Source organism: Alteromonas sp. 07-89-2 (genome assembly GCF_013113925.1).
GTDB lineage: Bacteria > Pseudomonadota > Gammaproteobacteria > Enterobacterales > Alteromonadaceae > Alteromonas > Alteromonas macleodii.
The window spans coordinates 1-22,400 of record NZ_VTYM01000018.1; the positions used below are offsets into that span (position 1 = coordinate 1).

General features: G+C 44.7%; 22 protein-coding genes and 1 tRNA gene. 8 read left to right on the forward strand and 15 right to left on the reverse strand.

Annotated features, from left to right (window positions below):
• Positions 1-192: 192 nt before the first annotated feature.
• The 4 genes from F0261_RS12905 to dusC all read left to right on the forward strand — a co-directional run bounded on the left by F0261_RS12905 (position 193) and on the right by dusC (position 3,210).
• Positions 193-268, forward strand: a tRNA-Glu gene (locus tag F0261_RS12905).
• 348 nt (positions 269-616) lie between these two features.
• Entirely contained in the window at positions 617-1,522 is a 906-nt protein-coding gene (locus tag F0261_RS12910; RefSeq protein WP_014978816.1) for a M14 family metallocarboxypeptidase, read from the forward strand.
• A gap of 277 nt (positions 1,523-1,799) precedes the next feature.
• Entirely contained in the window at positions 1,800-1,988 is a 189-nt protein-coding gene (locus F0261_RS12915) for a DUF1289 domain-containing protein (RefSeq protein WP_014978818.1), read from the forward strand.
• Between the two features lie 283 nt (positions 1,989-2,271).
• Complete coding sequence (gene dusC / locus F0261_RS12920) at positions 2,272-3,210, forward strand: tRNA dihydrouridine(16) synthase DusC (protein WP_171338161.1); 939 nt, start codon at positions 2,272-2,274, stop codon at positions 3,208-3,210.
• 29 nt (positions 3,211-3,239) lie between these two features.
• Here dusC and F0261_RS12925 read toward each other — a convergent pair whose 3' ends face one another.
• From F0261_RS12925 to F0261_RS12935, 3 genes are all read right to left on the reverse strand, one after another.
• Entirely contained in the window at positions 3,240-4,214 is a 975-nt protein-coding gene (locus F0261_RS12925; RefSeq protein ID WP_171338162.1) for a transposase, read from the reverse strand.
• Between the two features lie 286 nt (positions 4,215-4,500).
• On the reverse strand, positions 4,501-4,683 hold the full coding sequence (locus F0261_RS12930; RefSeq protein ID WP_014978821.1) for a hypothetical protein: 183 nt from the start codon (positions 4,681-4,683) through the stop codon (positions 4,501-4,503).
• Between the two features lie 46 nt (positions 4,684-4,729).
• Positions 4,730-5,386, reverse strand: coding sequence for an arylesterase (locus tag F0261_RS12935; RefSeq protein ID WP_049586851.1), 657 nt, complete (start codon positions 5,384-5,386; stop codon positions 4,730-4,732).
• A 16-nt stretch (positions 5,387-5,402) separates the two neighbouring features.
• Here F0261_RS12935 and F0261_RS12940 point away from each other — a divergent pair, with 16 nt between their 5' ends.
• A complete protein-coding gene (locus F0261_RS12940; protein WP_171338163.1) occupies positions 5,403-6,101 on the forward strand; it encodes an ABC transporter ATP-binding protein in 699 nt (232 codons plus the stop codon).
• The gene (locus F0261_RS12945; protein ID WP_171338164.1) at positions 6,102-8,624 is read left to right on the forward strand and encodes an ABC transporter permease; all 2,523 of its coding nucleotides are present in this window, start codon (positions 6,102-6,104) and stop codon (positions 8,622-8,624) included.
• Positions 8,625-8,952: 328 nt separating this feature from the next.
• Here F0261_RS12945 and F0261_RS12950 read toward each other — a convergent pair whose 3' ends face one another.
• Both F0261_RS12950 and folX read right to left on the reverse strand, forming a co-directional pair.
• Positions 8,953-9,849, reverse strand: a complete 897-nt coding sequence (locus F0261_RS12950; protein ID WP_171338165.1) for a TIGR01777 family oxidoreductase — start codon at positions 9,847-9,849, stop codon at positions 8,953-8,955.
• Between the two features lie 23 nt (positions 9,850-9,872).
• Positions 9,873-10,241, reverse strand: coding sequence for a dihydroneopterin triphosphate 2'-epimerase (gene folX / locus F0261_RS12955; protein ID WP_171338166.1), 369 nt, complete (start codon positions 10,239-10,241; stop codon positions 9,873-9,875).
• Positions 10,242-10,314: 73 nt separating this feature from the next.
• On the opposite strand from folX, the gene F0261_RS12960 reads away from it, so the two are divergent.
• Complete coding sequence (locus F0261_RS12960) at positions 10,315-11,355, forward strand: AI-2E family transporter (protein WP_014948934.1); 1,041 nt, start codon at positions 10,315-10,317, stop codon at positions 11,353-11,355.
• Between the two features lie 293 nt (positions 11,356-11,648).
• Here the strand turns inward: F0261_RS12960 and F0261_RS12965 are convergent, their stop codons facing one another.
• Genes F0261_RS12965 through F0261_RS12975 form a run of 3 tightly spaced genes read right to left on the reverse strand, consistent with a single transcriptional unit; the run spans position 11,649 to position 13,922 of the window.
• Positions 11,649-12,980, reverse strand: a complete 1,332-nt coding sequence (locus F0261_RS12965) for an ATP-binding protein (RefSeq protein ID WP_171338167.1) — start codon at positions 12,978-12,980, stop codon at positions 11,649-11,651.
• A complete protein-coding gene (locus F0261_RS12970; protein ID WP_014948936.1) occupies positions 12,977-13,651 on the reverse strand; it encodes a response regulator transcription factor in 675 nt (224 codons plus the stop codon). The genes F0261_RS12965 and F0261_RS12970 overlap by 4 nt, the downstream gene beginning before the upstream one ends.
• A gap of 1 nt (position 13,652) precedes the next feature.
• Positions 13,653-13,922 carry a PepSY domain-containing protein gene (locus tag F0261_RS12975; RefSeq protein ID WP_014948937.1) on the reverse strand — a complete coding sequence of 90 codons (270 nt, stop codon included), beginning with the start codon at positions 13,920-13,922 and terminating at the stop codon, positions 13,653-13,655.
• A 552-nt stretch (positions 13,923-14,474) separates the two neighbouring features.
• Between F0261_RS12975 and F0261_RS12980 the strand changes: the two genes are divergently transcribed.
• Positions 14,475-14,939, forward strand: coding sequence for a pyridoxamine 5'-phosphate oxidase family protein (locus F0261_RS12980; RefSeq protein ID WP_171338168.1), 465 nt, complete (start codon positions 14,475-14,477; stop codon positions 14,937-14,939).
• A 334-nt stretch (positions 14,940-15,273) separates the two neighbouring features.
• Here F0261_RS12980 and F0261_RS12985 read toward each other — a convergent pair whose 3' ends face one another.
• Genes F0261_RS12985 through F0261_RS13015 form a run of 7 tightly spaced genes read right to left on the reverse strand, consistent with a single transcriptional unit; the run spans position 15,274 to position 22,380 of the window.
• The gene (locus F0261_RS12985; protein WP_171338169.1) at positions 15,274-15,573 is read right to left on the reverse strand and encodes a YciI family protein; all 300 of its coding nucleotides are present in this window, start codon (positions 15,571-15,573) and stop codon (positions 15,274-15,276) included.
• Between the two features lie 4 nt (positions 15,574-15,577).
• Positions 15,578-16,387, reverse strand: a complete 810-nt coding sequence (trpA, locus tag F0261_RS12990) for a tryptophan synthase subunit alpha (RefSeq protein ID WP_171338170.1) — start codon at positions 16,385-16,387, stop codon at positions 15,578-15,580.
• On the reverse strand, positions 16,387-17,568 hold the full coding sequence (gene trpB / locus F0261_RS12995; RefSeq protein WP_014976090.1) for a tryptophan synthase subunit beta: 1,182 nt from the start codon (positions 17,566-17,568) through the stop codon (positions 16,387-16,389). Before trpB ends, trpA begins: the two co-directional genes overlap by 1 nt.
• A gap of 20 nt (positions 17,569-17,588) precedes the next feature.
• Positions 17,589-18,998 carry a bifunctional indole-3-glycerol-phosphate synthase TrpC/phosphoribosylanthranilate isomerase TrpF gene (trpCF, locus tag F0261_RS13000; protein WP_171338171.1) on the reverse strand — a complete coding sequence of 470 codons (1,410 nt, stop codon included), beginning with the start codon at positions 18,996-18,998 and terminating at the stop codon, positions 17,589-17,591.
• Positions 18,991-20,022 carry an anthranilate phosphoribosyltransferase gene (gene trpD, locus F0261_RS13005; RefSeq protein WP_014948943.1) on the reverse strand — a complete coding sequence of 344 codons (1,032 nt, stop codon included), beginning with the start codon at positions 20,020-20,022 and terminating at the stop codon, positions 18,991-18,993. Before trpD ends, trpCF begins: the two co-directional genes overlap by 8 nt.
• Positions 20,015-20,647, reverse strand: a complete 633-nt coding sequence (locus tag F0261_RS13010; protein WP_101563971.1) for an aminodeoxychorismate/anthranilate synthase component II — start codon at positions 20,645-20,647, stop codon at positions 20,015-20,017. Before F0261_RS13010 ends, trpD begins: the two co-directional genes overlap by 8 nt.
• The gene (locus tag F0261_RS13015; RefSeq protein ID WP_171338172.1) at positions 20,644-22,380 is read right to left on the reverse strand and encodes an anthranilate synthase component 1; all 1,737 of its coding nucleotides are present in this window, start codon (positions 22,378-22,380) and stop codon (positions 20,644-20,646) included. Before F0261_RS13015 ends, F0261_RS13010 begins: the two co-directional genes overlap by 4 nt.
• Positions 22,381-22,400: the final 20 nt, after the last annotated feature.

Genomic DNA, 22,400 nt, shown 5'->3' on the forward strand with positions numbered 1-22,400 from the left:
CGGTAACAGGGGTTCGAATCCCCTAGGGGACGCCATTTTATCGCGTCACAGTCGATTAAAACTGTGAAATAGGCTGGAGTTGATTATTCAACTTCTGACTGAAAGTTTTAGTAAGGCAAGGTCGCTCAGTTCGCTAGCTCACTTCGCCTTACTGAAAATCTCGAAAGCGGTGCTTTCGAAAGAAGATTTTCAGTCCCCTTCGTCTAGAGGCCTAGGACACCGCCCTTTCACGGCGGTAACAGGGGTTCGAATCCCCTAGGGGACGCCATTTCGAAAAAACCAGCCATTCGGCTGGTTTTTTTGTTTCTGGCTTAAAACTTTGTGGACAGACACTGCAATTAAATCTGTAAGCAAATAGATGCAAAGCCATCTTAAGAAAGCTTCAGTGGACAGACACTCTTCTTTTCCTCTTTAAACCATCTACCTAGACATACACCGATCATTTTTATCGGAATTTGCAATTCTTACAAAAGAGGCGTCAACACCTTCGCGCAAGTACTTTTCAGAGGTTCAATGCGTAAAGAACTCATGTCACAACCCTTTAAGAAACTTTTGTGTGATAGATACGTGAGCTTGTTGAACTGTTATGATCTAAAAAATACAAAAGAGGTGTTATATGCAGAATTATCCAATTGGAACTCCTGGTGAGCCTTGGGGCGAAGAAGAAAAAGCCCAATGGAAAGCACAGCAGACTGTGAAAAGAAGCTATCAGGAAGAAGTACTTAATAAACTCTTCAACATTATCCCTGAAGGCTTTGAGTTAAAGCAGTATGGCGCACTTCCTTATGATACAGCGCGTTACCCACTATATGTTGTCATTCCCAAGAATTTTGACGCTGAGAAGCCGTCTGCACTCGTTACAGGCGGTGTTCACGGCTACGAAACCAGTGGTGTGCAAGGAGCGCTTCAATTTATTGAAACAAAGTTGGCTCAGTACGCGGAGCAAGTAAATATAGTTGTGGTGCCATGTGTAAGTCCCTGGGGATACGAGTCGATAAATCGATGGAACCCAATGGCATTAGATCCGAATCGCTCGTTTTACAGCGATTCTCCTGCACCTGAGTCTGCTCAGCTTATGCAATTAGTATCTGACTTAGCGTTATCTCTTACGCTTCATATTGATTTGCATGAAACGACAGACACGGACAATAGTGAGTTTAGACCAGCACTGGCTGCGCGGGATGGGGTGATCCATGATAACTGGAACATTCCAGATGGTTTCTATACGGTTGCTAATACTCCAAGCCCCCAAATAGAGTTTCAAAAAGCAGTTATTGAGGCTGTGAAAAAAGTAACGCATATTGCACCGGCCGATGAAAACGGAAAGATTATAGGTGCAGATGTGGTGAGTGAAGGTGTAATTTGCTATGACAAGAAGTCGTTGTACCTTTGTGGAGGTATGACAGATGCTAAGTACGTCACAACCACAGAAGTCTATCCCGATAGCGATAATGCGACACCCGAGAATTGCAATGATGCTCAGGTGGCCGCAATTTGCGCTGCACTCGATTATTTAAATTAGACGCTTGAACGTTTAGACGTCTAGATGTATATTTGAGCCTCTTTTTTAGGAGGCTCTTTGTGTTTACTTATTCTGCGGTTATTTACGACGGTAAAAAGCAAAATTTAGTGAGGTACGACTGTGGGACAGACACTGAGTTTTCCTCATATCTTGAATCGCGCTTTGGTTGTCATGTTTGTTTGTGGTCCAATAAAGAGCTATCAGAAACTACAATGGCAGCTATCGCAGCTTCGCGAGTACAGAGTAAAAAAGACGGTCTGGATAAAACAAAAGCTTTATGAACTTAATTTCCCCATGTGTAGCCTTGTGCAAATTAACCGAAGGAGACATTTGCATTGGGTGTAAACGTACGATTGAAGAAATCATTAATTGGCGGACATACACCGATAATCAAAAGAAGGCCGTATTCACTCGCCTTGAAAATTTAGAAAAGGAAGCCGCTACCCAGTTACAGCCTCGTAAATAGGCTAAGTGCGGACTTCTATCAAGAACTTTCTACGTATGGACAGACACACAAGCTTTTCTATTCGTAAAGAATTAGAAGCCTGCATCACTCCCACATGAAGTAAAGTGTCTTTCGGACAGACACTTACTAAATTTAAACAGCTGCAATTTAAAACCACCTTAAATGCACCTTAAGTAGACAGTCACAGAAGTTGAAAAACTAAGCATCAAAGCCTGGCTGATATAAGTGCTTTTTGCTAAACTCCCGCGCCGATTTTATGTTCTATTAAACTGAGATTTTTGCAATGAAAGTAATGCTTGCCCCTATGGAGGGCGTTGTCGACCACTTAATGAGAGATATGCTCACTCGCGTGGGTGGTTTCGATCAGTGCGTTACTGAATTTGTAAGAGTTGTCGATCAAAAATTACCAAAGAAAACGTTTTATAGACTTTGCCCTGAGCTTCATAATAATGGCAAAACTCCGGCAGGTGTGCCTGTCCGAGTTCAATTATTAGGACAACATCCACAGTGGCTTGCAGAGAATGCACAAACAGCAATAGAGCTGGGCTCTCCTGGTGTTGACCTAAATTTTGGTTGCCCTGCCAAAACAGTTAATAAAAGTAAGGGCGGGGCGGTTTTGTTAAAAGAAACCCAAACCCTTTATGACATTGTGAAAGCTGTAAGGGATGCTGTTCCTGCAGAAATCCCAGTTTCAGCCAAAATCAGACTAGGTTTTGAAGACAAATCTTTAGCTATCGAAAATGCTATAGCTATCACTGAAGCGGGCGCATCTGAGCTCGTTGTTCATGCGCGGACCAAAACGGAGGGATATAAACCACCGGCTTATTGGGACTGGATAGCGAAGATCAAGCAACACACCGATATTCCACTTGTTGCAAATGGTGAAATTTGGAACGCTGAAGACGCTAAGCGTTGTCAAAGCCAATCAGAGTGTACCAACCTGATGATAGGACGAGGTGCATTGGCAATGCCTAATCTAGCGCTGAGTATTAAAGAGGGCGTAGCACCTATGCCATGGTCTGAACTGGCTGCTTTGCTGATTCAATACTCTGGCTACGAAATTTTTGGTGATAAGGGCAAATATTACCCCAACCGAATTAAGCAATGGTGCGGCTATCTGAAAAGACAATACCCTGAAGCTGGAGTTCTGTTCAACGACATAAGGCGCCTAACGAAATCTCAGGACATTGTTGATGTGCTTGCACGTCAAGCCGATATTTAGCCAAGTACTTTTGCAATGGTGTTAGAATTTCACGACAGATACCTTTGAGCATTTGCAACGTTTGGGCGACATGCCCTTTGGCAGCATCTGGCGAAATTCTCCATCATCTCGGGGCAACCGACAGGCCCAGTAAAAAGTGTTTCAAAATTACTAGTTACTAGCTGCCAGTTCTCTTTTGTCATTCCAAGCTTACTTAGCAAGCGGTTAGGAAGCTTTGGGACTTTGCAGGTATCGTTATTACTCTCTGCATTCATCGTATCAGTGATAAGCTGCAAATAATCGGTAAATGCGAAGGGCAACGGCACGGTGTTATTGTGGTGACTATCGTTAAAAGGCATCAAAAACTTAGGCGTTTTGTTCGAGCGTTTGGCATTCAAGCGATATTGGATACTAGTATGGTGAGAGTTGCCTAGCGTCGTCGCTATTTTTGCTCGAATGGGATTTAAATCGACGTAAGCCATTACACTGGCCAGTGCTTTCTCATCGAGTATAGCTTGTGACCTAAACCTTCTTTCCCAGAAATAGCCCTTACATTCATCTTCTTTGTTAGCTCTTCGAGCAATATATTCATTGAGCATACGCATAAACCAGCTGATGCTTTGAAGTCGCTCTCGATATATAACAGATAGTGATTTTAATTCTGCTAGCTCATCTAACGTTACAGAATCAAAATTTTCTAAATATCGCTGCACTACGGGCGGGCATTTATAAAACATCCTCCACCGAAGCAAGACCTCATCCATCGTCCAGCCTTCAGCTCTGCCTTTTGCTATATGCAATACCACATGAATGTGATTATGCATGACAGCGTAGGCGCATAAGTCGATGGCAAAAGCTTGAGAAAGCTTATGTAGCCTGTCTTGAATCCACTTTCTTCTATGCTCATAGTTTATGCCAGTGCGGGCATCGCGACCACAAAGGTAAGATTGCCTCACGCAGCGAGAAATGCAGTGGTAATAAGGTGTAACATCAGTATTTATTTGCTTGTAACGAGGTAGAGGCATATCCGTATCCCATAGTTATTTATTGACATTATGAGATTTACGGCGTCAATTTTAAGTGGTCTTTGGGACAGTTTTAGGGACGGTTACTTCAAATGAGAGCTCATTAAGTTAAATCTCATCATGAGTGTCAGTCGAAGTTGGATAAATAGAACTGAAAATCGTGGACAGACACTCGAGCTTCACAACGGATAAAATCCATCGTTGCGTCAAATAAACTAAAAAGAAAAAGGACAGACACTCTTATTTAGCGAGTGTCTGTCCCTAACAGTATTCAATAAGAAAGAATTTAAACGTATACATCAACTCTAGAACCCACACGCCCATCGTTAGTGCTTGAGGTCTGCTGTGTGCTCTGAGGCTGAGTCTCGCGACTTTCTTGCACATTACGGGGCTCAACCTGTTGAGTAGGTCGCTGTGGCGATTCTAAGACAGTGGAAACAGGAGACGAATTAACAGAAGAAACGTCCATAATCAAACCTCGTTTTTAAACATAATGCCTAATAAGATTAGCACAATTATTGAGCGCTAAGAATTAAACTTCTTAAGTGTCTGTCCATAAAATTAGCGATCAAAGGCTGTGCCTCAGCATTTGGATGAATACCATCGTTTTGCATTAAGTCCTTATTTAGCGCTATTTCTTCAAGGAAAAAGGGGATTTTTTGAACGTCCTGAGCTTCCGCTACTTTATTGAAGTTTTGAGTAAACATCTGCGTATAGCGCTTGCCATAATTAGAAGGAATTTGCATTTCTTGCAGAAACACTACGGCATTACTCTCCTTCGCAACACTTACCAGCGAATCTAAATTATCCCTAATCTTACCGATATTATGGCCCTGAAGGCCGTCATTACCGCCCAGTTCAATCAATACATGGGTAGGGTTGTGTTGCTCTAATAAACGAGGAAATCGCGCTAAACCACCGTCAGTGGTCTCTCCGCTTACCGCAGCATTTACAATATCAATCGGAATGTTGTCGTCTTGCCACATCTTTTGTAACAAACTGACCCAACCCTCATGTTGCTGTAATCCATAAGCCGCGGATAAACTGTCACCTAAGATAAGTAAAACTGCATTTTCGCTTGTGTCGCTCTGCTCAGCTTGATCTGATAGCGCTTGAAAGGGTATTAAAAGAATAAGTAAAAAAGCGAACAAATAACGAAATTTAACAAACACGAATTGATGACCTCTTATGATAAAAGCTAATGCTGTAACCAAAGTAGTGGATACGAGTGAAGGTTCACTGCAGATCCTTCGTCCTATTTCTTTTGAAGTCAAGTCTGGTGAGTCCGTTGCCATTATTGGCGCGTCCGGCTCGGGTAAATCAACCCTTTTGGGCTTGTTAGCAGGGCTTGACCAAGTTACAGAAGGGGAAATTTTCTTAGATGGTGAAGGACTTCACAGCATGAATGAAGAAGAGCGCGCAATTTTAAGAGGAAATAAAGTAGGCTTCATTTTCCAAAGCTTTATGTTAGTTCAAAGCTTAACAGCCTTGGAAAACGTGATGCTACCGGCAGAAATTGCAGGGCTTGATAACCCAAAGGCACTAGCTTTGGATATTCTAGAGCAAGTCGGATTGAAACATCGCGCGCATCACTTCCCTAATCAGTTGTCGGGGGGCGAGCAGCAGCGTGTTGCCATAGCGCGAGCATTTATTACCTCTCCCAAAATACTTTTCGCCGATGAGCCCACCGGCAATCTAGACGCCAAAAATAGTGAAAAAATCGAAGCGCTGTTGTTCGAGATGAATAGAGAAAAAGGCACAACTCTCGTACTCGTAACTCATGATAACGAGCTTGCGGAACATTGTGACAGGCAACTCACTATGAATGCTGGCGAATTAGTTGAAACAACTGGCGCGAACACAATGAATAAGAAAGAGGCGGTTTAGATGTCGACGTCTTTTAATTTAGCTTGGCGGCTTTTCAAGCATGAAGCTAGACGTGGTGAACTGACCATCATATTGCTGGCCATTGTGCTATCTGTGGCAGCCGTATTGTCGTTGTCACTTTTTAGCGAGCGTTTACAGGGCGCACTGAAATCTCGCTCTGCCGCTTTCATTGCAGCAGATGCTCAACTTCGTTCAGACGACCCTATAAACGAGGAATGGTTGGCTAGAGCCCGAGAAGAGGGCCTTGCGACGGCAAAGCAGGTAGCAACACGTTCAATGGTATTTAAAGGCGATGAGATGTCGCTTGTTGATTTACGAGCCGTGAATGACGCTTATCCACTGAAAGGGACAGTCAATATTACTGACCAACCGTTTGGGGAAAAACGTACTACCCTAGAATTACCGCAGCCTGGAGAAGCGTGGGTACAGTCTCGACTTTTTCAAAGTCTAGGGCTTTCTGTTGGCGACATTATCGAAATTGGCGACGGCACTTTTACCGTCACCCATGTGTTGGTAGATATTCCCGATGCTGGCTTTAGCGTGTTTAATACTGACCCTATTGCGCTAATTAACTTAAACGACTTGGAAAAAACTGCGATAACCGGGCCAGGGAGTCGCGCTCGTTATGTGGGCTTTTTTGCCGGTGATGCGGGTGACATAGAAAACTTCAATACCTGGTTATTGCCCCAATTAAATGACGACTTACACTCGTGGCGTACAGTCGAAGATGACGAGTCAGCGATAGGGCGTTCTGTCGCAAGTGCTGAGCGCTATTTTCTGTTAGCGAGTTTGTTAGCAATAGTATTAGCGGCCGTTTCCATTGCCGTTGCTGCTCAGCGTTATGCTCAACGTCACTTTGATCCCGTAGCAATAATGAAGACCTTGGGGGCAACAAGCAGCACTATTCGAAAAGCCTATTTGTTCCAAATTTTATTTATCACTGGGCTTGGTATTTTTATCGGCCTTGTTATTGGTTTTATCGGTCAGCAAGTAGTGGTTTCACTTGTAGCGGACAGAGTGGATGTATCTCTTGACGTGTGGCATTGGCGGCCGCTTTTAATCGCCGTTGCTACAGGCGCTACGTGTGCATTGCTTTTTTCCTTATATCCGCTTTTGCAGCTTTTTTCAGTTCCCCCGCTTCGCGTATTAAGAAAGGACATATCAGCGAACTTACGTTCCAGAAGTATTCAGTTCTTGGCTTCCGGTGGTGCAATATTCTTACTGATGTGGATGTATAGCCGTGATTTAAAAATTAGCGCTATTCTTTTTGTATCTGGCGCTGCGCTGGTGCTTGGATTACTTGGTGCTACGTATATCTTAATTGCTATGGGACGCAAGTTGGGCAGTGGAAGAATGGGGGCGTGGCAATTGGCATGGGCTCGTATTAAGAGACGTGCAATGGACAACAGCGTGCAGCTTATTAGCTTCTCTGTCACCATTATGTTGCTTCTAGTGGTGCTAGTAATGCGCAACGATATGGTTTCGCAATGGCGCTCGCAACTGCCCGAAGGAACACCGAACTATTTCTTAATAAACATTACTCCAGACATACAACCAGAGTTGGACAGACACTTCGCTGACAACGGGGTAGATATCGAAGAGTTTTATCCTGTCATCCGAGGTCGATTTGTTTCGGTAAATGGAGAAGGGGTAAACACCGAGGTTTCTAAAGAAGATGAGCCGAATCGAGAAGGCCGAAGAGGTTTAGGCAGAGAAGCAAATCTAACTTGGAGTAACACGCTTCAAAACGAAAACGAGGTCATTGACGGGAACTGGCATGGCGATGAGGATAAACAATACAGCGAAGGATGGTTTCCGGTTTCCGTTGAAGAAGGCGTTGCAGAAAGGTTGAACATTAAAATGGGCGATCGGCTTACTTTTAATGTGGGAAGCGAGATTGTCGAAACGAAAGTAACGAGTATTCGTACTGTGAATTGGCAGACTATGCAGCCTAACTTTTTCTTCGTTATTCACCCCGAGGCAATGGCTGCATTTAGCCCAACTTATATTACTAGTTTCTACCTTCCTACCGAGAGAAAGGCAGAGTTAACAAACCTACTTAAACCGTTTGCATCAATAACTATGTTCGACGTTGATGCTCGAATTAATCAATTGCGAGAGATTGTTGATCAGGTGTCTGTTGCCGTTGAATTTATTTTGGTGCTGGTAATGTTAGCGGGCAGTCTGGTATTGATTGCACAAGTACAGGCGAGTATGGATGAACGAAGACAGGAAATAGCCATACTTCGGACGCTCGGTGCAAAGGGGGCGTTGATAAGAAAAAGTGTCATTTTTGAGTTTGTTATTATTGGTGTAGTAGCAGGCTTTATGGCAGCAATGGCCAATGAGTTGAGCCTTTATTTACTTCAAACCTCTGTATTCCAAATGGAAGCAAGCTTACACCCTGAATATTGGGCAATAGCGCCAAGCGTTGGCGCTGTCGTTGTAGGCATATTAGGTGCGTTTGGATGCTGGCGTTTGCTTACACTTAATACCAGTCAGATGCTGCGGAATATGGTTTAGGTATTGTTGCGTTAGTTTAAAATGCGCTTTAATACAAAACGGACAGACACTCGGGTAAGTGCCGTTTAGATTAAGGGCAGTGGACAGTCACTCAATTCAAATGAGTGTCTGTCCACTGCGTATTTCACAGCAAAGTTCGTTAATTACGAAAGAGTCGTTTTCGCGAAGAGTTTAAGAAGTACTCTGATTTGAAAGTAAATAGAAGTTTTTGAGGTTTGTGACTAATCAAAGTGCCTCGCGATAATGTTGTGCAATAAATGTGGACACACACTTGCTTAGCAATTCAAGTGACTGTCCACAAGGCACATAACGAATTTCAGTAATTCAACTATGCGCGATATATTTCTCTTAGCGCCTCGTCGATAGAAGGGAAGTCAAAACTGAAGCCGGCGGTAGTAAGCTTTTGAGGAATGACCCGTTGCCCCTCAAGTATCATCGTCGACGATTCGCCCATTGCTATTTTCATAACAAAGCCCGGAACATTGAACAGGCAAGGTCGGTCAAGTGATTTTGCGAGCGCTTTAGAGAACATCTTGTTCGTGACAGGCTCCGGTGCCGTTAAATTAAATGCACCAGAACATTCACTATTCTCTAGCAAGAAGGAGATAGCACGCACCATATCTTGTAAGTGGATCCAGGCCAAATACTGACTACCACTCCCAAGTGTACCTCCGGCTCCCAATTTAAACGGTAGTGCCATTTTCCCTAACGCTCCGCCTTTTTCGGTGAGAACTACACCAGTTCGAAGCGTTACGACACGTGTCTTAGCTTGATCTACACTTTGGGCAATAGTCTCCCATTTAGCGCACAGTTCATGGGTGAACTCGTTATGAGGAGGAGTTTCTTCAGTTACAAGCTTGTCTCCTTGATTGCCGTAGTAACCAATCGCGGAGCCCGATAAGAAAACAGGCGGAGGCGCATCACAACTATTTATTTTTGAGACTAGCTCAGAAGTGATGTCCCAGCGGCTATTGCAAATTATTTTCTTTTGAGTGTCTGTCCAGCGCTTATCGGCGATAGGCTCACCAGCTAAATTAATTACTGCGTCGAAACTTTCAAAATTTTCTATCGAAGAAACGTTCTCGGCGATTTTGACGTTATCCCCCAATTTGCTCTTTGCCTTTAAAGTGTCGCGAGAAATCACCGTGAATTCATGTTCTCGAGAATATTGACGAATAAATTCGCTTCCTATCAGCCCTGTTCCACCGGTCAAAAGAATGTTCACAATTAGCTCCTCGCGTTATGACCTTATCCCGTCTTATTGCAAGATAGTGTCAGGGACACGGAATCAGAAAATCTAAGGGCATATGGCTTGTCGACCTCAACCTCAGCGTAGCGCACCGAAGAATGTTCTGCGGCAATGCTTAGCACATCGGCGGTAAGTTTTTCCAGAAGAGAAAAGCGGTTGTCTTCTACAAGCTTGATGATTGCCTTTGTAATCGTTTTGTAGTTAAGCGCATCACTCATATCGTCGGTGTTAGTCGCCTTTTCTGCGTCATAATCAATTTTCACGTTAACAACAACGTCCTGCTTGTTTTTTATTTCATCTTCATTGATGCCGATGTACGTACGTAGTCTTAAGTTTTTAATTTTAATAGTGGCAAGATTAAAGTTCATTGAAGTCTCTTGTTTGTAGTTGTTTATAAGTCGTTGTAAAGTGTTGTCGTTTCAGTCAGGAATGTAGCACAAAATGTCAATGGAACTACGCTCGCCAACAGCAAAAATTCTTATAGTTTTAGCATGTTTAGTAGTCGTGATGGCTGGTATTAAAGCCGCCAGTACGATCATGGTACCGTTTTTTCTCTCTATTTTTATAGCGATCGCGTGTAGCCCAATAATACGTTGGACTTCGAAATTCGGCGTGCCTAAATGGCTCTCTATCACCTTTGTTATACTGCTTATCGTTGTTTTTGGTTTTCTTTTAGCTGGTTTAGTTGGCCAGTCTATGACTGAGTTTCGAGAAAATTTGCCAGAATATAGAAGTAAGCTTGATACAGAGTTTGCCTGGGTTGTATCCAAATTGGCTGAATTTAATATTCACATCAATAGAGAGTTAATTGCTTCGCACCTTGACCCAGCGACGGCTATGTCTGTAGCAACAAATTTCATCAGCGGGATGGGCGGCGTACTTTCGAATCTCTTCCTTATTCTTCTTACTGTCATTTTCATGCTTTTTGAAGCTGACAGTATTCCACGCCGGTTGCATATTGCCCTTGCCGATCCTGGAATGAAACTAAAGCATATCGACAGATTTATTCGTTCTGTGAACAGTTACTTAGCGATAAAAACTGTGGTCAGTTTAGGAACAGGTCTGATTATTGGTATTTGGCTGTATGTGATGGGAGTAGATCATTTCATGCTTTGGGCTGTGTTGGCTTTCATGCTCAACTTTATTCCTAACATTGGCTCAATTATCGCTGCTGTGCCTGCAGTGTTGATAGCCTTTGTTCAACTTGGCCCTGCCTCAGCAGGTTTTGCAGCGCTTGGCTTTGTGCTTGTTAATACTATCATGGGTAATATGGTGGAACCCAGATTGATGGGTAAAGGCATGGGGCTCTCTACACTTGTGGTATTCCTTTCGCTAATATTTTGGGGGTGGCTGCTAGGCACCGTTGGAATGTTGCTATCAGTTCCGTTAACCATGGTGGTAAAAATAGCTCTAGAGTCTCGCGAGGAGAGCAAGTGGCTTGCGGTGCTGTTATCGAGTGAAGGTGAGAAGTCTGCGTCGTAACTTAGTGTAAATAGAAAGTGGACAGACACTTGTTTGTGAAAGTCGATAGTGGACAGACACTCAATCGATTTAAAAAAATCTCTTATTGGTCTCTAGCTAAACAGTCAATTGAGAATGTGTTTGTTTGCCCCAAACTTTTGTGCAAGATTAAGTGTCTGTCCACTTTCCATACGCCCCAAATTTTTGTAGGAACTCAAGTGTCTGTCCACTCTCATATTCACTCTCATATTTGGGCAATTGAAAGCTCAAGGATTTAACGATCATGCACAAACTTCGTTGTACTTTTTAAAGCACTATTCGTGATTGGGAAATTGAATAACGATACGAGCACCGCCAAGCGAACTGTCCTCGATGAGCATTCTACCTTCGTATATTGCAACTAAATCGGCCGCCAACGCCATGCCTATACCGTGGCCTTCTGTATAGGTATCAAGTCGAGTTCCTCGCTCTAACAAAAGCACCTTTTTGTCGTCAGGAATACCAGGGCCGTCGTCTTCTACTTTAATCGTTAGCCAACCAGCACACTTCGACGCTGATACGATAATTCTATTGGTCGCTGCTTTGCATGCATTGTCTAGAAGGTTGCCACATAGTTCCATGAAGTCGGTCTCGTCTCCTTTAAACTGAGTGTCCTCATCCATTTCTAACTCAATGGTAAGGGCTTTATCTTGGTAGACCTTGTCCATCGCATCGGCGAGTTTGTACAAAACAGGTAATATATCGATAGCGTGTTGCCAACCAGATTTTCCTGCACTCGCTCGTTTCAACTGACGTTTAATTATTCTGTCAATTTGCTGTAGTGCTTCGTTTACCTCAGCGGGTAAACCACTAGTGCCCGATGCCACCGCCAAAGGCGTTTTCAAACTATGTGCTAAGTCTCCTAAACTGTTTTTATATCTCGCCCTTTGGGCGGCCTCAGTTTGAAGCAAACCATTAATGGATTGTTTTAAGGAATCGAATTCAATTGGATAGCGTGATTCTAACTGGCGTTTATGTCCACTTGAGGCTTGTGAAATTTCGTCAATTAACTTCCTAACAGGAAGAAGTACTAGGCTAATCCCGATAATAATAAAAATTAGGAGTGCTATACAGAGCGTGAAAATCCACTGCCACGTTGTGTCTAAGAACGTATTCCGCTCTGCTTCAAAAAGTGCTTTATTGTTAAATATATAAAACCGAACAGGCTCGAAGTCTCTACTTGAAGCAAATTCCGCAGTAAAGGCGTATACAAAAAACTCGGAATCTTCTTCAAACTTAGGTGTATGAGAATCCAAAAATAACTCGTTACCGACTGCAACGTCTATCTCAGGTGGTGCAAAGGTATACTCAAGAGCTGAGGCTGATTGCCAAATAACTTCGTCTCGAAACACAATTACGCCAAGATAACCCGACCCAGGAAGGTTTAACTGCTCTTCGTATAAAATTTCAGGCATATAGGGTAGGTCGCCATCTAATTCGAAAGCCGATAGCAAACCCAAGTTCATTAACCTGAGCTCACTCATCTTGGCTTGCGTAAGGCTATCTGTGTACGCCTCATCTAAGATAACAACAGTGAAGGGCGCAAAGAACGCCAGAAGAACAATCGCTAAAGAGATACTTCGAAGGCGAAGCGACAGCTGCCTCATAAACTTCTATTTATCCTGTAGCCTCTACCTCGAAGGGTTTCGATTGGCTTTAATTCACCTGTAGGATCTAGCTTTTTCCGGAGTCTTCCTACGAAAACTTCTATGACATTACTATCTAAATCGAAATCTTGGTCATAAATGTGCTCAGTTAGCTCTGTTTTTGAGATGACCTTTTGCGGGTTAAGCATAAGGTACTCCATGACTTTGTATTCGTAAGCTGTTAGATCCAGAGCTTGACCGTTTAACGATAGTTCTTCACTAACGGTATCCAGCGAGATAGGACCGAACTGAATGGTTGGGTTCGCTTGTCCTGAAGCTCGTCGAATTAGTGCTTTTGTTCGAGCAAGTAACTCTTCGTTATGAAAGGGTTTGGTGAGGTAGTCATCGGCTCCGGCATCAAGGCCTTCCACTTTCTCTTGCCACCTATCTCTAGCAGTTAAAATGAGTATAGGGCAGGAAATATCAGCTTGACGGGCTTTTCGTATAACCTCAAATCCGTCTAGCTTTGGCATGCCGATGTCGACGATAGCCAGGTCATAGCTATATTCTTTAATGAGAAAAAGCGCGTGCTCACCATTATCTGCGAGGTCTACGCTATAGCCATTTTGCTGAAGGAGCGCATCAAGCTGGGTTAATAATCTGCTATCGTCTTCGGCTACGAGGATACGCATGTTAGTCCTTATCTTTATTTGTTTTTACCTTGCCTGAGCGTTTGTCTACGTCTACTGATACTACTCGCCCTGACTTTTTAAGTACTTTTACCCGGTAGTTTTTTGAGGTCTGTTCAACTTTTAAGACGCGTCCATTTACAGCAACGCGAGCTCGCTCAGCAGCTTCGCTTTTTGATATATCGCCGCCAGAGTCTTGAAACGCCAAAGCTGGCGCTGTGTTAGACAAAGCTAACACTAAACAAACTACTGCAACACGAAGCGATAATTTCATATAACCTCACAATTATTATCCCACTCAGGCCAAACTACAGATAAGTATAACTTGGTTAACTGAACCCATTCTGAACTAGGTTTAGTCTACCTTGCGGAGCAAAAGCTGTATATAAGCCTTAAGTAAATGGCATTTACGAAAAAGCAAATATTGTGGACAGACACTTAATTGCTATGAGGCTGGAAGTCATATTGAGTAATCTTTACTCCTACTTTGAAAAAGTGTCTGTCCACTTTGTTGATTGTCATTAAGGGGGACCAATGTTTATCGTGCAAACGAGTGACTGTCCTCGTTTTTTGATAAATAGTTCACAACGCTCATTTGGATGTACGAGTGTGTGTCCAAAGCTGTACCTAACTGGCGTGTAGTTAAGAGCTTACGTTTCTCAATAACTCTTTTGGCAGCTGAGCAGGATGATATTGACTTTTTTGGCATGCCACGTGCGAGGCATAAGCTTCAGATGAATCAATAAAATGAAAATAAGGCGTTTTGTTCAACTGATCCATTCAATAGAAACGTCGGACAGACACTTATTTTCAACAAGGAGGAGCTATGTCTAGCGATATTAAGAAAACAATGTGGAAAGCAATGTCAGATAGTCCAAAAGTTATGGTAAGTCTGGTTGGCGAGGATATGCATGCCGAGCCTATGTACGCCCAACTTGATAAAGACGCTGATAGCGAGTTTTGGTTTTACACTAGTCGAGACAACCGCATTGCAAAAGGTGGAAAAGCCATGGTTCATTTTGCATCCAAAGGTCATGATGTATTTGCTTGTATACGAGGCAACCTCACTGTTGAATCACGTAAAGAGGTGATTGATAAATACTGGTCTAATCCAGTAGAAGCATGGTTCGAGAAAGGTAAAGATGATCCTTCTTTATTAATGCTTCGCGTCGAACTTATAGATGCAGAAGTGTGGGATGCAGACCCTTCACTCAAAGGCATGTTTAAAATGCTTGCTGGTAAAACGGTAAAGCCAGAAGAGATGGGTGAACACGAAAAGGTCGATCTTTAAACGCAGTATTATGGGCCAATTTTATGACGAAGCTTTGAGGCGCTGAGACACTTACTCAGAGGAGCGAGTGTCTGTCCACAAGGGATTGTTTATTGCGATTGTTGGCTGATTATTAAGTGACCGTCCATTATCAACCAAATGAAGCTTGGCAAACAATTACGAGTGTGTGTCCTCATTGGTCTAGCAAATGAGTGACTGTCCACACTAGTTTAATAAATAAGTGTTAGCTTTGTTACTGTTGAAGCAACAAAAAAGCCCCTTAAAACCGGAGCTATTCGGTCTCAAGGGGCGTTCGTTATTTATCGCAGTTTGCTACTTAGCGTTTAGCTAAAAATTAAGGCAAAACCTTTTTGTAAGGTTTAACTACAACACTTTCGTAAACACCAGCTTCGATGTACGGGTCGGCTTCTGCCCATGTTTGAGCAGCCTCTAGTGAATCAAACTCTGCTACTACTAGCGAACCAGTAAATCCGGCTGGGCCTGGATCTAGGCTATCTACAGCAGGGAAGGGGCCTGCCATAACTAAACGGCCCGCATCTTTTAATGCATTCAAACGTTCAAGGTGAGCAGGTCGCGCCGCTAGGCGTTTTTCTAGACTGTCCGCCACATCGGTTGCACAAATCATATATAGCATACGTTTATCCTTTTGCCGTAGCTGCTTTCATGCTTTCAACAAAGCTGCCGAGCTCGCTTAGCATTTTGTGACTGTCCGATAAATTGGCAGCGATAATATTCACTGTCGCCGAGCCTGAAATTGCGCCAGCGGCACCTGCGTCAATAGCAGATTTAACCTGTTCCGGTGTAGAAATACCAAAGCCTAACAATGCTGGTGCTGCTTTGTGTTTGTTCAAGCGCTCAATAAGCTCTGAAGCGGGCACGTTTGCCGCAGTTTCTGCGCCAGTAACGCCCGCACGACCCAGCAAATACGTGTAACCTTTCGAGTATTCCCCGATTTTTTCCATAGTTTCGTCAGTAGCATTAGGTGGTGCAATCAAAATTTGTGAAATGCCAGTGGCTTCGGCTGCTTTTTGAAAAGGAGCCGCTTCGCGAATAGGAACGTCAGCGACCAAAATTGAGTCAACGCCTGCCTCTTGCGCTTTATTGTAAAAATTTTCGATGCCTTGGGCCATGACTAAGTTGCTGTACAGAAGCAAGCCGATAGGCACATTAGGATATTTTGCGCGAACACGTGAAATAACACCCAAGCAATCGGCTACCGTCACCTTATTACTTAACGCGCGAATGGCAGAAGCTTGTATTGTGGGGCCATCAGCAATGGGGTCTGAGTAAGGGATACCTAACTCAAGTGCGTCAGCGCCGCTTTCTACTAGCTGGCAAATAATGGCTTCAGATTGCGCTAAATCGGGGTCACCTACCATTACGAAAGGTACGAAAGCGCCTTGGTTCTTTTCATCAAGCCCGGCAAACATTTGTGCATATCTATCCATTATAAATCGTCCCCTAAAATATTGATAACGTGCGCTAAATCTTTGTCGCCACGACCTGATAAGTTAACTACGATGATGGTTTCTTCTTCCGCTTCATCTGCCATATTAAGCGCATGCGCTAAGGCATGCGACGATTCAAGGGCAGGAATAATACCTTCTTTTCTTGCAAGCAATTGGAATGCGTTCAGCGCTTCTTCGTCGGTGGCGGCCACGTATTCCGCTCGGCCAATGTCGTGAAGATAAGCATGCTGAGGGCCAACAGCAGGGTAGTCCAGACCAGCAGATACTGAGTAGCTCTCTTCAATCTGACCTTCTTTGTCTTGCATAATGAAGGTGTATGCGCCGTGAAGAATACCTTTTGTACCCGTCACGATAGTTGCGCCGTGCTCTTTGGTGTGCACACCTTTACCCGCAGGCTCAACGCCAACTAGGCGTACAGATGGCTCATCAATAAAGTCTGCAAACATACCGATAGCATTTGAGCCTCCGCCCACACATGCTACTACTGCGTCAGGCAAGCGACCTTCTTTTTCCATAATTTGTGCACGAGTTTCCTCACCAATCATGCGGTGATATTCACGAACAATGGTCGGGAACGGGTGAGGACCCGCGGCTGTGCCTAACAAATAGTGCGCTTTATCATAGTTCGCTGACCAGTCGCGCATGGCTTCGTTTACGGCATCTTTAAGCGTACCAGAACCGGCATTCACAGGAATAACCTCTGCGCCCATTAGCTTCATACGAAACACGTTTGGCGCTTGACGCTCAACGTCTTTCGCACCCATATAAATACGTGCTTTTAGCCCCAACAATGCACATGCTAACGCGGTTGCAACACCGTGTTGGCCCGCGCCTGTTTCGGCGATAACTTCTTTTTTACCCATGCGCTTAGTCAGTAGCGCTTGGCCTAACACCTGATTAGTTTTGTGTGCACCACCGTGTAGTAGGTCTTCACGCTTTAGGTATAACTTTACCTTTGGATTACTTACTAGGTTGCGAGTTAACGTCATTGACGTCGGGCGACCCGCATAGTCTTTTAACAGAGATAAAAACTCCTCGTTAAATGTCGGGTCGTCCTTGGCATCCAAAAATGCTTTTTCCAGTTGGTCTAGTGCTGGAATAAGTAGCTCGGGCACGTACATGCCACCAAATTCACCAAATTTTGTATCTAACTGGTTCATTACGTTGTCCTGTATTTAAATTAGTAACGGCGGCAAATGGCAAAAAGCGCGTCGAGTTTTTCTTCGCTTTTCACGCCGGGTACGGTTTCTACGCCTGAATTCACATCAATAGCACCACAGCCGGTTGCAATAGCTTCTGCAACATTCTGGGCGTTAATACCGCCAGCAAGCACTAACTTATGCTTCGCTTTGATATCGTTTAATAGCTGCCAGTTGAACGCTTCGCCTGTACCGCCTTTGACATCACCCACTTGGCAATCCAGAAGAACACGGCTTACAAGGCTATTTTTTAAGTGTCTGTCCACTGCGTCTGGTAGTGCGCCAGAAGAGGTTGCTTTAACACCTTCGACTTTCCAAATTTCACAACCTTCTGGAAGCTTGGCAGCAAGCGCTGAAATGTAGGTGTCATCTTCGCTGCCGTGAAGCTGCACGGCAAAAAGGTTGAGCGAGGCGGCGAGTGATGCCACTTCATCAATGTCGTGATTAACGAACACACCAACAAAAGCACCGTCTAGGCTCTGCGTTATAGTCAAAGCCTGTGCTTCGCTCACATAGCGTGGCGATTTTCTAGCGAAGATAAGCCCTCCAAAGCTAGCGCCTTTATCAAACGCCATTTGCGCTTGTTCGGGGTTGGTAAGTCCGCACACTTTAACTGCGCCATTCACTAACGTTTTCACAGCGCGCGGTAGGTCAGACTCTGCCATTAACGCACTGCCCACCAAAAAGCCTTGGGATACAGGCGCTAAACGAAGCACGTCTTGGTGTGTGTATATGCCCGACTCTGAAATAACCACGTAGTCGTGCGTGGCTTTTTCAAGCATGGGCACAAGGCGTTCGGTGGTCGCTAAATCGGTAGAAAGGTCGCGTAAGTTGCGATTATTGATACCAATGATGTTGGCTTCAAGGGCAATAGCGCGCTCCATTTCTTCTTCATTACTTACTTCGGTAAGAATGTCTAAAGACAGAGCATTGGCAACGCTTGCCAACTCGCGATATTCGTCATCATTTAGCACACTAAGCATTAATAGCACTGCGTCGGCATTATAGTGACGGGCTAGATACACTTGGTAGGTATCAACGAAGAAATCTTTGTTAAGCACAGGCTGAGCAACACGCTCAGTAACATAAGCTAAGTACTCAAATTTACCTTGGAAGTACTTCTCGTCTGTCAGCACAGAAATACCGGCAGCATAAGGCGTGTAAGCCGCTAAAATCTCGTCTAAATCGAAATGCTCTCGAATAAGGCCTTTTGAAGGCGATGCTTTTTTGCATTCGAAGATAAAGCCTGCGTTTGGTTCACTAAGTGTGGCAAATAAACTCTTTTCGGAAGGAACTAGATTCGCCTTGAAGTTTTCTAGCGGCAGTGCTTCTTTGCGTGCGGCCACTTCTTCTCGTTTGTCTGCAACAATTTTCTCAAGCACATTAGCCATTCGTGCTTACCTCCTGAGTAATTTTGGCAACCTTCGTTAATAACTGCATGGGTAACCCTTCGGCCATAGCGTTCATCGCCATTTCAGCCCCTTCTTTGAAGGTTGAGGCTTTGCCGGTTACTTTCAACAGTGCCCCGCAGTTCATGGCGATAGCGGCACGGTGCGCCTCTTTACCTTCGCCGTTTAGCGCTGCTTCAACAAATTGTCTGTTTTCTTCAGGTTCACCGCCCTCAATCGCAGAAAGAGGATAATGAGGTAAACCGAAGTCTTCGGCGGTAACGGTAAGCTTGCGAATATCGCCATGCTCAAGATCGTAAATCATTGATTCGCCGTGAAGCGCCAGTTCATCCAAGCCATCGCCATGCACTATCATTGCGCGGTGTTGGCCAAGCAGCATAAGGGTTTTTGCGTAAGGTTCAAGCAGTTCAGGCGAGTATACGCCGAAAACGCCGTGAGTTGGACCCGCCGGGTTTGCCAGCGGCCCCAGTATATTAAACAAGGTTCTGGTCTTCATCGCAGCGCGCACGGGGGCTGCATGGCGCATACCGGCGTGATAAACCGGTGCAAAAAGAAATGTGAAATTTGCTTCATCTAAGCACTTGCGGGATGTTTCTGGGCTAATTTCTAAATTAAGACCAAACTGGCGAAATAAATCAGCAGAGCCAGACTTACTCGAAACACTGCGATTACCGTGTTTCGCCACCTTCACGCCACAAGATGCGGCAACTACACCGGCTGCACTGGAAATATTAATGGTGTTGTGGCCATCTCCGCCTGTACCAACGATATCTGCAAACTCATAAGACGGTGTGGGAAAGGGCAGTGCATTGGCAACCATGGCACTCGCCGCACCCGCAATTTCGCTGGGAGATTCTTTTTTCATTTTCAGCGCAGTCAGCACTGAAGCAATCATCACCTCGCTTTGCTCACCGTGCATGATGCTGTTAAACAAGCTGTATGCCTCGGTTTGCGACAGTGATTCTCGCAACATAATTTGTTCTAGTAGAGGGCCTGCGTTAAGCATGGTTCGCTCCCTGTAACGTTAAATAGTCAATACTTTGCTTTAACAGCAAACTGCCGTGGGCTGTTAAAATAGATTCTGGGTGAAATTGGAAACCCAACATGCGATCTTCGCTGTTGTAAACTGCCATTACGGCCTCACTGCCGTCATCGTTTATTGTAGATGCGCAAACAGTAAGGTTTTCAGGCAATGAATGTGCCACTAAAGAGTGGTAGCGCGCGACATGTAAGGGCTGCTGTAAGCCTTTGAACATGGCGTCCTCAGAATGGGTAATAGCAGAAGACTTGCCGTGCATAACTTGGCTGGCGCGACCTACGGTGCCGCCGTAATGCTCAACAATAGCTTGATGGCCTAAGCAAATACCAATTACGGGGAACACGCCGTGTACTTTTTTAAGTAGCTCAGGCATACAGCCGGCTTCACTTGGTGCGCCTGGACCTGGTGACAACATAAGAAGCACTGGGCCTTTCGTTGCTTGTTCCTGCATTCTTTCAAACAGAGCATTTGCAGAAACCGTGTTGCGATAGACCTTAATGTCTAGGTTTAAGGTGCGCAGTTCGTCTACAAGGTTGTAGGTAAATGAGTCTACATTGTCGAGCAAAAATAGGGTGGTCACTTGCTGATTCATGCGTTGCCTCCTTCATTTAATGCAACGTTGATACTTTCAGCTTCTTCTTGTAGCGCTGCTTTTACTGCACCGATTACCGCTTGTGCCTTAGCGCGGGTTTCATCAGCTTCAGCTTGTGGAACCGAGTCATATACTACACCTGCACCCGCTTGAATATAAGCCGTACCGTTTTTCACAAACGCTGAGCGAATGACTATACAAGTGTCCATATCGCCTTGACCATTCAAGTAGCCAACCGCGCCGCCATAACTGCCGCGGCGTTTTTTCTCTACTTCACGAATTAACGTCGCTGCGCTTACTTTTGGTGCGCCAACTAGGGTGCCCATATTCATGCAGGCTTGATAAGCGTGCAGTGGATCTAAGTCGTCACGTAGTTGACCAACCACGCGTGACACCAAGTGCATCACATGAGAGTAACGGTCAACTTTAAGCAAGTCTTTCACATAGCGCGTACCTGGGCGACTCACCTTTGCCACATCGTTTCGGGCAAGGTCAACCAGCATAATGTGCTCAGACTTTTCTTTGGTGTCTTCGCGAAGGTTAAGCTCAATACGGCTGTCTAAATCTCTGTCTATACTGCCATCAGGGCGCTTGCCGCGTGGACGGGTACCGGCAATTGGGTAGATCTCTACCTGATTACTTTCTCTTTCGTATTTAAGCGCTGATTCAGGAGAGGCACCAAATATGCTGAAAGCGGTATCTTGCATGTAAAACATGTAAGGGCTTGGGTTTGATTCTTTAAGTTTAGCGTAAGCAAGTAGTGGCGACGGGCAGGGGAGAGAGAATGTGCGCGAGGGCACAACCTGAAAAATGTCGCCAGCTAAAATGTGCTGTTTTAAGTCCAGCACATGGTTGCAAAACTGTTCATCACTTAAATCAACACTCACTTCAACGCTTGGGTCAAAAGAAGAAAGTGACTGTCCGTTTTCGGTTTCGTTTGAGTGTTCTGAGTCGCAAACGAGTGACTGTCCACTTTGTGCTTCACTTTCTACATCAGTAATCTTTACAGTATTTGCACCCACTAGCACGGGCTTGGCAGGCATATCGTGTAGCTGCTGATGAATGGCTTCTAAGCGCTGAGCAATGGCAAAGTATTGCTGGGCAACGTCTTGTCCGCTAAAAACACTGCCAATTAAATGTGTCTCGCGGGTTTGGTGGTCAACGGTAATTAAGGTCTCTGCCAAGTAAAATACAAAGTCTGGACAGTCATTTTCACCTTCTGCAACATCGGGTAATTTTTCAAAGCCTGCTAGCATGTCGTAGGCAAATACACCGCCTAAGAAAACCGCGTGGGGATGTTGGCGGATTGGCGTTATCTTATTGATAACAATGCGAAGCGCGTCCATTACGCTTGCGGCCTTTAAGCGGCTGTCTTCGTCAAGTTCACCGTCGGCTTCATCACACACCAACGTAATTGAAGTGTCTGTCCTTTCTTTGATGTGTAGGCCGTCAGGGGCGTGGTCAACAAATAAAGGTAACACTGAAGCGCCGTTGCCTGTCAGTGCTTTCACTTCAACGCGGTTGCCCCGGCATTCCATGCGCAGTGCTGCGTCAACCATTAACAAGCTTTGTAAATCGTCTTTAGAATCAATTTCTGCCGACTCTAAAAGCAGTGCGTTATTTTTATTGCCACAAAGGTGGGCAAACGCGGCAAGTGGATCATCGACATAGTGTCCCACCTGCTCAATTGTCTCTACCTTACCTGGGGAAATCCCCAGTTCCGCTAAACTCATTTTTGCTACTCTCCAACTGC

Bases quoted from the DNA above. Each gene is read 5' to 3' on its own strand.
- F0261_RS12965 (WP_171338167.1), bottom strand. From the start codon at position 12,980: ATGAGGCAGCTGTCGCTTCGCCTTCGAAGTATCTCTTTAGCGATTGTT.
- trpCF (WP_171338171.1), bottom strand. From the start codon at position 18,998: ATGGCTAATGTGCTTGAGAAAATTGTTGCAGACAAACGAGAAGAAGTG.
- trpD (WP_014948943.1), bottom strand. From the start codon at position 20,022: ATGCTTAACGCAGGCCCTCTACTAGAACAAATTATGTTGCGAGAATCA.
- F0261_RS12925 (WP_171338162.1), bottom strand. From the start codon at position 4,214: ATGCCTCTACCTCGTTACAAGCAAATAAATACTGATGTTACACCTTAT.
- F0261_RS12915 (WP_014978818.1), top strand. From the start codon at position 1,800: ATGAACTTAATTTCCCCATGTGTAGCCTTGTGCAAATTAACCGAAGGA.
- folX (WP_171338166.1), bottom strand. From the start codon at position 10,241: ATGAACTTTAATCTTGCCACTATTAAAATTAAAAACTTAAGACTACGT.
- F0261_RS12970 (WP_014948936.1), bottom strand. From the start codon at position 13,651: ATGCGTATCCTCGTAGCCGAAGACGATAGCAGATTATTAACCCAGCTT.
- F0261_RS13015 (WP_171338172.1), bottom strand. From the start codon at position 22,380: ATGAGTTTAGCGGAACTGGGGATTTCCCCAGGTAAGGTAGAGACAATT.
- F0261_RS12985 (WP_171338169.1), bottom strand. From the start codon at position 15,573: ATGCTATATATGATTTGTGCAACCGATGTGGCGGACAGTCTAGAAAAA.
- F0261_RS13010 (WP_101563971.1), bottom strand. From the start codon at position 20,647: ATGAATCAGCAAGTGACCACCCTATTTTTGCTCGACAATGTAGACTCA.
- F0261_RS12940 (WP_171338163.1), top strand. From the start codon at position 5,403: ATGATAAAAGCTAATGCTGTAACCAAAGTAGTGGATACGAGTGAAGGT.
- trpB (WP_014976090.1), bottom strand. From the start codon at position 17,568: ATGAACCAGTTAGATACAAAATTTGGTGAATTTGGTGGCATGTACGTG.
- F0261_RS12975 (WP_014948937.1), bottom strand. From the start codon at position 13,922: ATGAAATTATCGCTTCGTGTTGCAGTAGTTTGTTTAGTGTTAGCTTTG.
- F0261_RS12960 (WP_014948934.1), top strand. From the start codon at position 10,315: ATGTCAATGGAACTACGCTCGCCAACAGCAAAAATTCTTATAGTTTTA.
- F0261_RS12910 (WP_014978816.1), top strand. From the start codon at position 617: ATGCAGAATTATCCAATTGGAACTCCTGGTGAGCCTTGGGGCGAAGAA.
- F0261_RS12945 (WP_171338164.1), top strand. From the start codon at position 6,102: ATGTCGACGTCTTTTAATTTAGCTTGGCGGCTTTTCAAGCATGAAGCT.
- dusC (WP_171338161.1), top strand. From the start codon at position 2,272: ATGAAAGTAATGCTTGCCCCTATGGAGGGCGTTGTCGACCACTTAATG.
- F0261_RS12930 (WP_014978821.1), bottom strand. From the start codon at position 4,683: ATGGACGTTTCTTCTGTTAATTCGTCTCCTGTTTCCACTGTCTTAGAA.
- F0261_RS12980 (WP_171338168.1), top strand. From the start codon at position 14,475: ATGTCTAGCGATATTAAGAAAACAATGTGGAAAGCAATGTCAGATAGT.
- trpA (WP_171338170.1), bottom strand. From the start codon at position 16,387: ATGGATAGATATGCACAAATGTTTGCCGGGCTTGATGAAAAGAACCAA.